The 14,383-nt window shown below is 67.7% G+C and carries 8 protein-coding genes; 1 reads left to right on the top strand and 7 read right to left on the bottom strand.

All coding sequences use genetic code 11. From position 1 onward, the window contains the following. The first annotated feature begins 456 nt into the window (after window positions 1-456). Window positions 457-1,230 (top strand): hypothetical protein, encoded by a 774-nt coding sequence (locus HUW62_RS22360; RefSeq protein ID WP_176435561.1) that lies wholly within the window; start codon window positions 457-459, stop codon window positions 1,228-1,230. A 284-nt stretch (window positions 1,231-1,514) separates the two neighbouring features. On the opposite strand, the gene HUW62_RS22355 is transcribed toward HUW62_RS22360, so the two are convergent. From HUW62_RS22355 to HUW62_RS22325, 7 genes are all read right to left on the bottom strand, one after another. Then, complete coding sequence (locus HUW62_RS22355) at window positions 1,515-2,852, bottom strand: hypothetical protein (protein ID WP_176435560.1); 1,338 nt, start codon at window positions 2,850-2,852, stop codon at window positions 1,515-1,517. Window positions 2,853-3,461: 609 nt separating this feature from the next. After that, window positions 3,462-4,607, bottom strand: coding sequence for a serine hydrolase (locus tag HUW62_RS22350; RefSeq protein ID WP_255203574.1), 1,146 nt, complete (start codon window positions 4,605-4,607; stop codon window positions 3,462-3,464). 228 nt (window positions 4,608-4,835) lie between these two features. Further along, complete coding sequence (locus HUW62_RS22345) at window positions 4,836-5,270, bottom strand: hypothetical protein (RefSeq protein WP_163866725.1); 435 nt, start codon at window positions 5,268-5,270, stop codon at window positions 4,836-4,838. A gap of 177 nt (window positions 5,271-5,447) precedes the next feature. Next, window positions 5,448-9,197, bottom strand: a complete 3,750-nt coding sequence (locus tag HUW62_RS22340; RefSeq protein ID WP_176435559.1) for a bifunctional serine/threonine-protein kinase/formylglycine-generating enzyme family protein — start codon at window positions 9,195-9,197, stop codon at window positions 5,448-5,450. Further along, on the bottom strand, window positions 9,194-10,303 hold the full coding sequence (locus HUW62_RS22335) for an ADYC domain-containing protein (protein ID WP_255203573.1): 1,110 nt from the start codon (window positions 10,301-10,303) through the stop codon (window positions 9,194-9,196). The genes HUW62_RS22340 and HUW62_RS22335 overlap by 4 nt, the downstream gene beginning before the upstream one ends. An 18-nt stretch (window positions 10,304-10,321) precedes the next feature. Further along, window positions 10,322-11,707: a sigma 54-interacting transcriptional regulator gene (locus HUW62_RS22330; RefSeq protein WP_163866727.1), complete on the bottom strand. Its 1,386-nt coding sequence runs from the start codon at window positions 11,705-11,707 to the stop codon at window positions 10,322-10,324. 1,166 nt (window positions 11,708-12,873) lie between these two features. Next, window positions 12,874-14,145, bottom strand: a complete 1,272-nt coding sequence (locus HUW62_RS22325) for a sigma 54-interacting transcriptional regulator (RefSeq protein WP_255203572.1) — start codon at window positions 14,143-14,145, stop codon at window positions 12,874-12,876. Window positions 14,146-14,383: the final 238 nt, after the last annotated feature.

The following is a 14,383-nucleotide window of genomic DNA, read 5'->3' as shown; positions in this document are numbered from 1 at the left end:
GCGAGGGCGGCAGCAGGAAGTCCTGCTGCACATTCCAGGGGCGGAACTTCTTGCTCATGCCGGACATTGAGCCTCCTCATCCCCGGCAGGGCAAGCCCTCGTTGCGATTACCGCGACAGGCTCCTAGTCGAGCATGTGCCCGGGGCTGCGGAGCCGCGTGTCGTCTGGGTGCGGAGGCAGGGGAGAGGCGAGTTGCCGCCCCTGGGCCTGTGGGTGTCGGATGACGGTTGGGTGGTTCTCCGATTGCACGGTTTCCCTCCTCAGGTCGTTGCTGTCGAGCCGTCCGGGCGCGAGGTATTCCGGGTGCGCGTCATCCGTGGGAATGCGGAACTGGAAGACTGGGAAGCGCATGAGCCCCGTGGGCGAGTGTGGCGGGCACGCAACTACGACTCGGGGCCTGCCGAGGGGGATACCTGGGCCCGGAATTCGTGGTCCTACTTTCACTCACGCGAGGGCTTGTTGCTCTTCGTCTGCCGGACGTCCATGGGCCAGCGCCTCGTTCTCGACCTCTCCGGGGCAGCCCTCGTTGGAGAGGATACCCCCGAGTGGCCCGCGCTCTCCCGCGAACTGGATGATGCGGAGCGGCGCGGCGTGGAGTCGCTGCTGGCGGAGCTGACGGAGCGACGGGCAGAGATTGTGAGGGATGCGTCGCAGGAGAAACTGGGGCGCATCGTGGCCGGGCTCCATCTGGTGGGTGTGCATCGTATCGAGTCGTGCGTGCCGCACCTCCGGCGCTGGGAGGAGGTGGACCGCCCCTACTCTATCGAGAGCAGCCTCGCGTTCGGCGACGGGTACTCGACGTGGCTTGAAAGGCAAACATTCCGCCCCGTCGTCCAGCATGCCCTCCGGGTGCTGGGGCTTCAGCCCGAAGGCCATGCGACGTACCATTTCCTTGATGGTGGGGACGACGAGTGTCGCCTTCCCATGCTGGCACCCGTGACAGACCGGCGCGCGCGGGCGGCGGCGCTACACGAGAACATGTCGGCCGGTGAGGTCCTCCAACTGCTGGGCTCGCCAGACGATGTGCTGAGTCCGTCGCGAGAAATAGGCGGGACGTTCCACCGGACAGAGGACTGGGACTACGACTTCCTCACCCCATCGGGGCAGTGGCTCACTCTGAAGCTCGCCTGGGAGGCGGTTGACGGTCAGGGCCAGCTCATCTCCATCCAGGAAGCGCCGGCTGTCTGGCTGTATTCCGATGACCGAGTTCGGCGCTTCCTCGACCGTTGAAATGAGTCCAGCAGACGCGGCTGGTGCATCAGCTGTAGGTGTCGTGGGGACTCACTGGGCAGTTGGGGAAGGGCGTGGACTAGCGATAGGCGCATCCATCCAGCCGGAGCTGGCTTCAGCCACTCGACGAAAGATGATTCCGCCCTTTCGCATCGTCGACCCAGGCACCAGGCAGACCGACGACCGTGCGCGCCTCGCTCGCATTGACGCACTGCCGAAGGCGGCCTTGACGCGTCCATGACGCAGCGACCTAGTCTTGGGTAGGCACACCTGCGCCCCACTCGTCACCGGGGGGGAGACGTGCCCGCCGGCGCGAGGCCGCTGCTTCCTCGGTAGAAGAGCCAGTGGCTGTTGGCGCCGCCACTGCCGCAGCCATTGGCGGTCGTGTAGAACGTCATGCTGACGAACTTGTCCCCGGGCGCAAAGGGGTTGAATCGCACGATGGCGGTCCTGCCTAGATCCGCCGTTTGGAACGACAAGACCTCGGCGCTCGAGCCCGTGGGCTCATTCAGGAGCCAATACCCGCTAATGCCTGGGCGGGTCACGGAGGCGCGCAGCAGCAAGCCATTCGTGCCGTAGGTCCAGCCGTGGAAGTCGGTCCCGGTCACCAACTCCACCGTCTTGTAGGAGCCGGCATTGGTCTCGAAAGTGAGGGTTCCGTAGGGCCGGGTCAACGAGTAGGGGCCAGAACGGACCCTCTTAGTGAGGGTCGTGGTTCCACAGGCGCCGGAGACGGTCGCGGTCAGGTCGACATCGCCGATCTGAGGGCCTCGCGTGAGCGTCCCGGTGTTGTTGCCAAGGGTGGTCGCCGTCGCCAGGGTCGCGTCACTCGAGCTCCAGATGACGGAAGCGCCACAGGGCAGCCCGGTGACTCGATACTCCTGGGGGGTCGCGGCGCAGAGGATGTCGGGGCCTGTGATGGCCATCGTGGGGTAGCCGGAGTTGGCGACGCTGGACCGATAGGGCCCATGGGTGGTGCTCCCTGCCTTCACCGAGACGGAGATGCCCGACTGAGCGGCGCCGCAGCTGGGAGTCAACGTGAGGGACGCTTCGGAGGTCGTCAGCGTGGCCGGTGCGGGTCCGCCCTGATGGAGCCAGCCATTGCTCGCCGAGCCGAGGTCCCACTCGTACGCCGTGACGTTCGGGATTCCTCCGAGGTTGTTCACGGTGAAGGTTCGCGCAGACGTGTCCCCACACGCCAGGGCGACGGACTCAGGGGTGAGGGAGAACACGGGAGGTAGGGTCTCCGTGATGGAGATCTTGCTGATCAAGACCTGCGTCGACTTCGTGTTGGAGCCCTGGGTCGCCAGGACGAAGAGGTAGTCCAGGTCCTCGCTGGCGGTCCACTCGGTGAGGGAGTAGTCCTTGGCGGTTGCCGAGCTGATGTAGGTTGCCCCCACGACGTCATTCAGCAACATCGCCCAGTACTCCTGTCCAACGGGCCCGCAGCCCGAGGGTTGAGTCTCAGTGGGCGCGGGGAGCGACGTGCGCACGGAGAAGCTGAGATGGGGGCTGGACACAGGATCATCCGAGGTCTTCGACGCAGTCACCGCGAGGGTGTACTTGCGTCCGGCCTTGAAGCCGACCTTGAGGGCATAGGCCGTTCCCAGGTTCGAGGCCAAGGTGTTTCCTGACTGAGCTTCGAGGATGACAGCGCTGCCGTTGAATCTGGCCCCTCCAGAGACCGAGTAATGAACGATGTCGTTGATTTGCGCAGGCGTCGAGAGATTGAAGACGTTACAAATGCCGGTCGAGAGTCCGCTCGAGCTGTTGTAGGTAATGGTCTTCTGTGCGAGGGCGCTGGATGTCGTCAGCATGGTCACGAGCGCGAGTGTTTGCGCGAGGACCGATGGAGAGATGCCTCTCATTGAATGCTCCTGGGATGGGAAGGTTCGGAGCTTGAGTGAGAATGTGATTGATGTCCAGGTCCGGCCCTGCTCGAGGAGTCATCCTTCATTCACCTACGATGTGCACCTGTCATCGGATGGCATGTCTCGGAGCGCGGCAGCACTCCTGATCTCCCGCTTCCGCCTCACCGCCAAGGAATGCCAGTCTATGTGTCGCGCGCCCTCGGGGGTTGGGCTAACCCAGGGCACGGTTGACGTGATCTGAGGGGTCTGATCTTCATAGGGGATGGGCGTTGGACTCCCCCATGCGTATTCCGGTGAAGGTGAGCACGCATTCCAGCTCAAGCCGAGCAGCCGTTCCGGCCATGGCGAGCCGTCGGAGCGTCAGCGACCCTGCATGGATTCGACCCTGTCGAAGAGGGGCGCCAGCGCGCGTTCCATGGCGTTGGCGGTCGCATCGCCGCTCTGGTTGGTGATGATGAACACCCCCAACTGATACTTCGGCACGAGGTAGAGATAGCATTGCGCGCGAGGCACGCCGCCGTGATGCACGTAGTGGGTGCCCAACTGGCTGTTCTGGCCGATGTTCCAGAAATAGCCAATGCTGAAGTCCTCCGCGAAGCGCACCAGCGGCTTGTGTGACTCTGTCACCGCGGGATGGTTGCTCAACTGCAAGCGCAAGTACTTCACCATCTCCGGCATCGTCGCCTTCAATGCTCCCGCCGCGCCCCAGGGCAGCAGTGGCATCGGCGTGGTGCCGACCGGGTTGTCGCTGTGGTAGCCAGGAGCCAAGCGGTTGGCGTCCTGGGCACGCAGGCGCAGCCACGTGTCGTGCATACCGGCTTCCCGCGCCAGGAACTCCGCGAGCAACGACTCGTAGGGAGCCCCGTGGATCTTCTCGAGGGTGTGCGCGACCAGCTCGGTGCCGGCGCTCGAATAGGCATAGTCCTTGCCGAGCGGGCCCTCGATGCTGACGGTGTGCAGGTCCTGCCAGAACCGCGGCTGCCCGTAGTCCGCATAGGCGGCATTGAGCTTTGCCGGGGTGGCATGCGCAGTGAAGTCCCTCAACACCTCATTCACTTGAAGTGGCAACATCCCCGGCATGCCGCTGGTGTGTGTGACCAGATGGCGCAGACGGATGGGCCCGCCGTCTGACTGAAGGTTCGGATAGGCGGACGGCAGATACTTTTGTATCGGGTCGTCGAGGGTCGCCTTGCCTTCGAGGACAGCGTTTGCCAACAGCAGTCCGACGAAGGTCTTGCTGACCGACCCTATCTCATAGAGGGTCGAATCATCGGGCGGATTGGACTTGCCGGTCTCCAGCTCACCCCGATGCAGGATGAACTCCTCGCCGCGATAGACCACGGCGATCGACGTTGCGTGCAGCAGTCGTGACCGCAGCAGGGTCGTCGCGGCCTGGTTCATTGCCGTGGGGATATCGCGGGCGGGTGCAGGGCCCGTCGTCTTGCAAGCGGCCAGCACCAGCATCATTCCAGCAATGGCTACGGAGCGTTTGTTCATCAGGCGCATAAAGGGGACGGGCACTCTCGCACGCCCCCCCAGGTCGGAGCCAGACACGCGAGGCCCCCTCGCGGTAGCACCGGCTCATGCGCATAGCCTGGAACACGAGAAGTTCTCGGTGTCACCTCGACTTGATTCCCGACGCCACCCTCCCAGTCAGCATCGTGAGGACCCCAGCTGCCCACCCACAGCGCATGGCTTCAATCCCATGGGGCTGTGGTGGGCAGACTTGACGCGTTACTGCAACGTATGGGTTCCGAGGCTCGACAGTACGCCCGTGCCTCCCGCGGGCAGGTAGGACCTCACGCCCGTCGCGGAGATGACGCCGGGCTTCGTGAGAATGCCCGACCAGGAGTCCGCCAGCACATAGGACCAGTCACCAGGCCGCGTCACCGCGGAGAATTCGAGGGCGAGCGGCACCAGGCTCCCGTCGGGGTTGTGGACGAAATGGAAGGTCCCGGAGACGGGGATGCTCAACGGTCCGACTGGCGTGAAGTAGGTGTCGTAGGTCCCGCTGAAGGAGCCGTCGAAATCGCTGGAGTGGGTGATGTTCAGGACGAACTCACCGTTCTCGGACTTGTACGTCCCATTGATGTCGAAGGCGTGGGCGGAGGTGCTGAGCATCAGCATCGGAAGAACGAAGAGGAGGCCGAAGAGCTTGCTCTGCTGCATGAGTGAAACCTCTCTGGGGGTCGAGGAGCCCTGCGTGGGCTCGGACCTCCCCTTGAGCACGCGTTGTGCCAGCCCGCACGGAGGGGGTGTCCGCGGGGGCGGTGGTGGCGCGGTCGTGTGCGGGCGCCTGTCCTGGACATGTCCGGACATGTCCGGACGCGGACGGCTCCAGTCACCTCACGGGGCGTGACGCGAACCCGTGTCGGGCGCGCAGACGCGGAGGCCCACGCGGATGTCCCTCAGCCAGGGCTCGTTGGGCATTCGCGTGTTGGAGCGGTTGGAGATGCGGTCGTAGTACCAGGACCCTCCGCGGGCCACTGCCTCTCCGGGCGCGCGGACCGATTGCACCCATTCGATGGCGTTGCCGGCCAGGTCCATCACCCCGAAGGGGCTGGCGGAAGCAGGGTGGGCACCCACCTCGTCGGGACCGAAGCCCAGCGGTTGGCGGCCATAGGTCTCATCGAAGTTCGCGTCGTCCGGCGCGAGCAGGTCGCCCATGGGAAACAGGCGGGCGTCCGCGCCACGTGCCGCGCGCTCCCATTCGTATTCGGAACACAGCCGGGCTCCCGGAACGCGCCCGGAGCGGTCCAGCCACCCGAGGTACGCCCGCGCGTCCTCCAGCGAGATGGCCGAGACGGGAAACCGCGACCAGTCCTGCACGGCCCTGTGCGTGCGGCCTGGGTAGTGGATGGGCTCGCCGCTGCGCGCGGAGAGGGGATGCCGCGTGGGCTGGAGCATGAGCCGCCAGCCCGTCTTCTCCCGAGTGAGCGCCAGGGCGCCTGCCGTGGACCTCACGCCGGGCGTCCGTCGCCGCTGCTCGTCCGGTGGCAATGCATCGAGGAACGCGAGCCACTCGGCGAACGTCACCTCATGGCGGGCGATGAGGTAACCCTCGGTCATCACCGGCCGGAGCGGGGGCGCCTGGAGGAATTCGCGGCGCAGGGCTTCGTCGTCGCTGCTGCCAAAGAGGAAACGGCCCGGCGGGATGTAGACGAAGCCCTCCGGGATGTCGGCCGACCGCGGCAGGGGGATGCGCGCCTGGAGGCGCTCTCCCGATGACAACACCACCGGCAGGACGGCGCGCGTCAGGCCCGGTGCCTGGAAGGTGAGGACATAGGACCCCGGGCCCGTATCGAGTGCATGCGACGCGATGGGCGTCGGGCCCAGGGAGATGCCTTCGGACAGTCTGGGTGCTCCGGGCATGCCCGTGTCACGCTGAAGCAGCACCTCCACTCCCGGGGGCTCCGTGGCGAGCTCCAGGACGGGCGGAGCGAGGAGCCTGCGTCGCCCGTCACCGTCGTCATCGAGGCTCGCCAGCCTGCGCAGGGCTTCGCGCCGCTGTCCGGGACGGAAGAACCACTCCGCCAACTCCATGCGCCCGGTCAGGACCTCCGCGAGGAGTCCGCGGGCCTCCCTCCGCGAGCCGTCCAGCAGCAGGGCGGTGTCGAGTGCCTGTGTGGCGCGCTGGTAGGCCTCGTCCGCGTGGCCATCGCTCGTTCGTGCCTGGGTCCAGGCCTCCTCGGGTTCCCCTGCGTCTGCCTTGGCCAGCGCGCCGGTGAGGACGCGCTCCCCGCGCGCGTCCAGGCGTTGGAAGGTGTCCGCGCGCGCTGCCTCCGCTTCGGCATGGTGGGCGCGGGCTTCGGTGAGAGACACCCGGGCTTCATCCAGGTGCTCCTGCACGGTGCGCTCCAGCGCGTGGCGGCCCTTCATCCAAGCCGCGCCTCCCGCCACCAGCGCGGTGAGGGGCAGGGCCAGCCCCAGCCCCAGGCGCCGCGCGAAGGAGCGCCGGAGCGCCCTCCGCGAGGCCTTGAGGAAAGCCACTTCTTGCCGCGTCAGCGCGAGCTCGCCCGCCGCGGTCACCGCGTCGAGTTCACGCCGATTCCACAGCGCCGAGGTGGCGCGGTCCGCGCGCTCCCATCCTGCCGCGGCGAGCCTCACCCGTTCGAGCACCTGCCGCTCCTGCCGGGCCGCTTCGAGCCATCCGCGCAGGGTGGACCAACCCTGGAGCAGCGCCTCGTGCGCCACCTCGTGGACGTGCGCCTCACCGTCCTGCCTCACCACGACGAGCCGCGCCCGGACCAGGGCCTCCAGCGCGATGCGATTCGCGGAGGTCTCCGCACCCAGCTCCCCGGTGGTCCGTCGGACCCGGGCGCCTTCCGGGCTGATGAGGCGCAAAAGCAGGTCGCGAGCCGCCCGGCGCGCCTCGGGTGCCAGCGCCGCCAGCGCTCCGTCCGCGTGACGACCCAGGGCTCCGACGACGCCCCCGAGCGCCTCCAGCGAAGCTTCTTGGATGCGCTGGTTCGCCCGGTCGCGGGCATCCCACAGCTCGGCGAGCGTGAACTGGAGGAGCGGCAGTCCTCCCGGAGCGTGGGCGGAGGACGCCACGAGCGTGTCCACCAGGGCCTCTGTCTCGAACGCGACGCCTGTCACGCGCGCCGGACCGACCACGGCCTCGCGCGTCCCTTCCGGGCCCAGCGGCTTGATGAGGAAGAGGGCGCGCGCCACTTCATCCTCCAGCCCTGGCAGCGCCGCCAGCCGGGTGAAGAAGTCGCCTCGCACCGTGGCCAGCGTGCGCACACCTGGGGCCAGGATGGCCAGGTGCCCGAGCACCTGCGTGAAGGCGGCGGCTTCGTCCGACTCGCTCTGGGTGAACAGCTCCTCGAGCTGATCGATGAACAGCAGGGTGCCTCGCGTGGGCCCGGCGGCGCGCAGCGTCCGGGCCATCGCCGCGGGCTCTTGCCGCACCTGGGCCGCCAGTGTCTCCTCGGACAGCCCGAGCCGTCCCGCCACCGCGGCGACCAACGCCGTGAAGGGCCGGCGCCCGGGCATGAGCGGCAGCACGGTGTACGCACAGCCGTCGTCGAGCCCCGCGAGCATGACGAGCGGCGACACGCCCGCCCGGCACAACGAGGACTTGCCCACGCCCGAGTCCCCCGCGACGAGCACCAGCGCCTGGGCGCGAAGCCGCTCATGGATGGCGCGGACCTCCGCGCCACGTCCGAAGAAGACGGCCCGGTGCTCCGCGTCGAAGGCCCGCAGCCCGCGATAGGGATTGCCGGGAGGAACCGGCGCCGCATCGCGGTCCTCGTTCAGACGCTCGAGTTCCGCGCACAGGGCGTCGGCGGAGGCGAAGCGCCGCGCCGGATCGTATTCGAGACACCGGAGGATGACGGCGCGCAGGCGGACGCCGAGCCCGCTTCCGGAGGGTTCCAGACGGGGAGGACGCGCTTCGGGCGTCCCCGGTTCGTCCACCGCGCCGCTCGCGGTGGGTGTGTCGAAGGGGCGATGGCCCTCCAGCAGCTCGTGAAGCACCATTCCCAACCCATAGACATCTCCCCGGGGGCCGGGCGGTTCGCCACGCAGCGTCTCCGGAGCCATGTACCCATGGGTGCCGGCGAGGGGGACCGTGGCCCTGGCCGCGGCGTCTGCCTGCTCCGCCGCCCAGGAGAGCGCGAGCCCGAAGTCGACGAGCTTCACCTCGCCCTCCGGGAGCACCATGACGTTGTCCGGTTTGATGTCGCGGTGGAGCACATGGGCGCGGTGCGCGGCGGCCAGTCCCCGTCCCAGTCCCAGCGCGATGGCGAGGACTCGTTCCGGCGGGAGCGGCGTGTCCAGGTCCCGCAGGGAGACGCCGGGGAGGAACTCCTGCACCAGATAGGGCTGGGCGCCCACTTCAGAGACCCGGTACACCGTCACCACGTTCGGGTGGCGGAGGCGGGCGAGCGCCCGGGCCTCGGCGAAGAGCCGGTCCCGCTGTCCCGGGCCGGACCGCTCCGCGCCGATGAACTTGATGGCGACTCGCCGCTGGAGCGCCGTGTCCTCGGCCAGGTAGACGCGGCCCATTCCTCCTTGGCCCAGCAGGCGGATGAGGCGGTACTCGTCGAAGGCCGGGGGCGGCTCCCAACCCCCTGGCGTGGGGGCGCTCAAGGCAACAGAGGGGGCACGCAGCTCCCCCCATGACAGGTCCTTGGCCCCAGGGGCTCCCCCGTGCACACGGGGCACTGGGTGCGGAGCCCTCCACCCGCTCCATCGTCCGTGACGCAGTACTCGTTCTTCCAGGTCTGGGTCAGCAGCAGGAAGGGCACGCCCCCGTCGAAGTAGTCCTTCAAGGGGGTCCCCACGTCACCGGGTTGGCGGCAGTCGTAGCTGGCCCTCACCTGGGCTCCTGGCGCCCCTCGGATTTTCGAGAGGAGGGTGGGGGCGTAACGCGGCCGCACGCAGCTCTCCCCGTGCGGCGTCACGCCGAAGGGCAGGGCGCCGTGCTCATTCCAGGCGGCCTCGAAGAGCAACGGCGGAAGCCCTCCGGAGAAGGTGTCCTGGGTCTGGATGCCATGGCCATCGACGAAGTCGACGTAGGTGCCCTGGCACGTGAAGGGCTCTCCGTCGCCGTTGTAGTCGGCGCGCGCGGCCCGCACACACGCCTGGAACAGCCGCGCGAGCGGGGGCCCGCCATCCCACTCCTGGTTGGGGAGGTAGCCCCAGTGCGCGCAGACGCCGACCGCGCCCGTCGTGCAGCTCGCCGTGAAGCAGGGCGTGTCGCCGCCTCCGTCGTTGAAGCTTCCATCCGGCATCCAGCAGCCGGGAATGACGACCGCCTTCCCTTCATAGAAGTGGCTCGTGGGCGGTGAGCATTCCTGGGGGTTCCGCGTGACGTAGCCCTGGCCCGCGCAGACGTTGTGTTTCAGGACGACATCGGTGACGGTATAGAGCTTGAGCTGGGCGCCCGCGTCTTTCAGGAGCGCGGGCAGGCACGGGTCCGCGGGGGGGCTCTCGCGGATTTGATAGGCCCTGCCATCGCTTCCCACCCAGTCGCTGACGCCTCCGTCGAACTGTCTCTGGAAGAAGACACTGCCGCCATCGACGCCGGTCCAGCCGGTAAGGCCGGGTGCCTGAGGATTGACGTGCTCGGGCTGGGGGAGCGGGGCCTCGCGGGACTCCTGGGCCCGCGGCTCGAAGGCCATGGGCGCAACGCAGTCCCCGGCGCTCAGCGTCGCCATCCAGGCCATCATCGTCAGGGGGAGGAGAGAACGCATGGGACCCTCTGGGAAGTCTCAGCTGAGGCGCGGCGGGGGCGCGCGGTAATGGTCCAGTTCGAGTCCGAAGTCCTCGATCCACCGATACACCTGCTGCCGCGAGCACCCGAGGTGCCGGGCCACTTCGGCGACCTTCCCCTGGTGCGCGCGCAGGTGGGTCTCCAACTCCTGGGGGGTGGAATCGACGGCGCGCGCCGGACGCGGAGCAGGAGGCTGGGAGGAGACCTCCGCCACGGACGGCTGCGTGGAGGGCCGGGCTGTCCGCATCCGCCGCTCCGCCTCCAGCTCATGCTCCACCTGCACGCCCCACTTCAACGACCCGCCATCTGAAGCGATGACCGCGATGGAGAGCACGTTGAGCAGGCCTCGCACGTTGAGCGGCCAGTCGTGCAGGAGCAGCGCCTCGGCGAGGCTCACGTCGATGGGGCGGGATTCGGCCTTCATGCGTCCGAGCAGGTGGCGCGCGATGGGCGCGATGTCCTCGCGGCGCTCGCGCAGGGGGGGCATCAGGAGGCGCCATTGCACGAGCCTCGCGTAGAGGTCCGCGCGGAAGGCGGCCTCATTCACCTGGGAGACGAGGTCCTGGTGCGTGGCCGCGAGCACCCGCACGTCGATGGGGACCTCCTGCGTTCCTCCCAGGGCGCGGACCCGCCGCGTCTCCAGCACGCGGAGCAGTTTGACCTGGAGCATGGGCGGCATCTCACCCAACTCGTCCAGGAACAGCGTGCCCCCATGGGCTTCGCGCAGAAGACCGTCCCGGGCGGATGCGGCGCCCGTGAACGCGCCGCGCACATGCCCGAACAGCTCGCTGTCCAGCACGCTCTCCGCGACGCCTCCGCAGTTGAGCGCGATGAAGGGCCCCTCTCGGCCGCTTCGTTCATGGAGCGCGCGCGCGGCGACTTCCTTGCCCGTCCCGGTCTCCCCCAGGATGAGCACGGATTGCACCTGCCGCGCCGCCCGCTCGAGGTCGCGGTGGAGCCGCGTCAGCGCGGCGCTCCTGCCCACCAGTCCGTCAACCGGGTGTTCGTCATGGGGGGCCTCGGAGGGCTCGGCGAAGACAAACAACGTGTCCCCCATTCGCAGGACATCCCCCCACGCGAGGGGAGCGCGTCCCGTGAGCGGTCGTCCATTGAGATGGGTGCCATTGTGGCTTCCCAAATCCTCCACGAACCAGGTCCCCCCGGCGTGTTCGATGCGCGCATGGCCCCGGGAGAGCCGGGCGTCGTCCAGGGCGACCCGGGGGAAGAGGGGGGCGCCACGCCCCAGGAGCGTCGCGCCGCCGCCAAGCCCATGACGCTCATCCTCGATGAACGCGTTGCGCGTATAGGCAAGGAAGAGCGTCGCCGCACCGGTTCCACTTTCAAACGAGGGGGCGTGTTCGGCGCTGAGGGTGTCGTCGGTCATCGGGGCCGATGCCTGTCATATGGCAGGTGATGGCCTTCCGGAAAGAGCTGGATTTGCCGTATTTTTACAGGCCTTGCGGACCTGGGAAGATGCCTTGTAGGAGGGAGCGCCGCGCCTCACCGGAGGCCAGCGCGGACTGTCAGGGTTCGCCGTATGTGGTGCAGGAATCATCCAAAGGGGCCTCGTTGGAGTTCTTGCAGTCGCGGAGCTGGGAATCACAGAGCTTCTCGAGTGCTGTGACGGTGCACCGGGCAGCCCTTTGAAAGCGCGAACATGTTGCCACGACAGCGAAGCGTTTGTGGCAGACCTGCTGCTGCTCGATGCAGGCATTCCAGCACGCATTTCGCATTTCCTCGGGTGTTCCAAGATAATCAAGTCTCACATCGCTATTGGGGGAGGCGAAGAGCTTGAAGCGGTATCCTTCTTCGAACTTTGCTTGATTGTCGTTGCACGACACGACAGGAGCGCTTCCGGATAGGGGGTACTCAAGCCCCGGCCATTCCCGCTTCAATTCCGCGGGCATCGATGGCACTCGGCAGATGCTTTCGGCTCTCTTCCGTGATTGACCCTCACCGGGCATTTTCGAGGCGCCACGGTCGGGGGCGTGGGCGCAGGAGAGAGACACGCTGAAGAGGGTGGCGCACACGACGCTACAGATGGCTTTCATTCCGAGACGCTACCAGTCAGCGTTACAGGTGGAGACAAGCAGTCGAAGGCTGCATACAGGAGGGCCGGCGCGCTGCCGATTCGGGCGCTCTGTCGCGGCGCGCGAGGCCCACCGAGCCCGCCGGGTTGTGACGGACCGGGGTAATGGATCGCAGGCGGGTCACCCAAGCTGTTCGTAGCGGGGTCGGCCAAGCGGACCGCAAGTCGGAGCAGTCAGGACGGCGGTCCGCACACCCCAGAGACAGTTGGAGGAAACGCGGCTGGCGGGTGGGGTGAGCGCCTGCCCGGCCAGTCATTCCATGCATCCTCGCGAGTCAACGAGCACCGCCCTCCAGCAGCCCTACGGAAGAGCAGCCTCCCTCATGCCGCGAAGAGGAGCGCTCCCATCGTCCTGCCGCTTCGGCTCCAGCCGAAGCCTCTTCATGAGCAGAGGAGGATGCATCCGGCCCCAGCGCCCCTCCGTCGATAGAGCCTTCGAGGTGGGCGGCCGTCTCCCTGACTCACTCCTGTTCGTCCGCATCGGGAGGGGTGAGTGCGTGGCGCTCGAGCAGCCTCCGGAGCTGCGTGCGATGGATGCCGAGCGCTCGCGCCGTGGCGGTCACGTTGCCTCCGTTCTGGAGCAGGGCCTGCTCGATGCGGGCACGCTCGTCGGGAGGCAGGGGCTTTGCCTTCGATGGCGCCCGCTGCCGAGGAGGTTCTCGCTGCGCTTCGGGAGCCCGTGACAAGGCCGGCCCGAAGCTCGCTCCGGCGCCAGGACCGAGATGACGTGCCTCGACACGAGACGCGCCTTGCATGAGCGCGGCTTGTACCGCGCCGCGCAGCTCGACCAGCAACTCGCGGACGTTACCGGGCCAGGGCCTCCGCAGACACTCCTCGACCAGCGAGACGTGCAGGCCCATCCCGGGCGAGATCCGCTGGAGTTCCTGCTCGAGCAGCAGGGGAATCTCCTCGGGGCGCTGGCGCAACGGCGGCAGCGTGACCTCCGGTCGGCCGATGCGGAAGTACAGGTCCTCGCGCAATTGCCCGTTGGCCACCAGGGCGCGCAGGTCCTTGTTGCTGGCGCAGCAGACTTGCAAGTCTATCGGCTGTGCCTTCGAAGCCCCCAACGGGAGCACCTCCCTGCTCTCGAGTACCCGCAGGAGTTTGGCCTGGACCGACAGGTCCAGGTCCACGACCTCGTCGAGGAACAAGGTGCCTCCATCCGCGGACTGGAGGTAACCCGGGGCGTCCACGTCGGCCCCTGAGTACGCTCCCCGCCGAGCGCCGAACAGCAGTCGCTCCGCGATGCTCAGGGGAATGGCCGCGCAGTTGACGGCGATGAAAGGGCCACTTCGCCGGTGAGAGTGGAAGTGGAAGGTGCGCGCCACGCCTTCCTTGCCAGTACCGCTCTCCCCATGGATGTGCAGCGAAAAGCCAAGACTGGCCGCCTGGGAGACTTCCGCGAGCAGCCTTTGCATCGCCGGCCCCCGCACGAACCCCTCCACGAGTTGGACCCCCTCGGCTTGGAACGGCCGTAGGTCCTGGCAGGGAACGAAGAGCGAGTCCCCCATGCGCACCACACGCCTCGCCTCATGGACCGTCCCCTTGGGAAAAGCCTCACCGTCCACGAACGTGCCATTCTGACTGCCCAGGTCGGTGACCCAGAAGCTCCGCCCATCGAAGCGGACCTGGGCATGACGCCGCGACATCTTCGCGTCCTGGACCTCACCCAGCGCGGTGGCGCCTCGCCCCAACTCCAGGACCTCCCCACTCGAGGGCATCGCCACGGCCATTGCCCGGCCTCCTCCGAAGAGGCGCAGCAGCCCTGGGACACGAGCCGCATCGCTCGCATGAGCGCCAGCGACATCCCTGCTGGAGCGCACCGTCGACCGTTCCAGTTCCCGTTCCATGGTTGCCATCATACGCTTGTGCCACGGGCACACGTCAGGCGGTGCCTCTTCCTGTGCCACGGACCCTCGCTCCACCACCGCGGGCCCGCGTCGCTTCGCAAGTCATCGAGACTCCTCGCGG

Source organism: Myxococcus sp. AM011, from assembly GCF_013372595.1.
GTDB classification, from domain to species: Bacteria; Myxococcota; Myxococcia; order Myxococcales; family Myxococcaceae; genus Myxococcus; species Myxococcus eversor.
Note: the sequence above shows the minus strand (reverse complement) of the source record. Positions and strands in the feature narration are given on the sequence as shown.

What these genes read in the sequence shown, in the direction of transcription:
- HUW62_RS22350 (WP_255203574.1), bottom strand. Translation starts at nt 4,607, where the DNA reads ATGCGCCTGATGAACAAACGCTCCGTAGCCATTGCTGGAATGATGCTG.
- HUW62_RS22345 (WP_163866725.1), bottom strand. Translation starts at nt 5,270, where the DNA reads ATGCAGCAGAGCAAGCTCTTCGGCCTCCTCTTCGTTCTTCCGATGCTG.
- HUW62_RS22335 (WP_255203573.1), bottom strand. Translation starts at nt 10,303, where the DNA reads ATGCGTTCTCTCCTCCCCCTGACGATGATGGCCTGGATGGCGACGCTG.
- HUW62_RS22330 (WP_163866727.1), bottom strand. Translation starts at nt 11,707, where the DNA reads ATGACCGACGACACCCTCAGCGCCGAACACGCCCCCTCGTTTGAAAGT.
- HUW62_RS22325 (WP_255203572.1), bottom strand. Translation starts at nt 14,145, where the DNA reads ATGGCCGTGGCGATGCCCTCGAGTGGGGAGGTCCTGGAGTTGGGGCGA.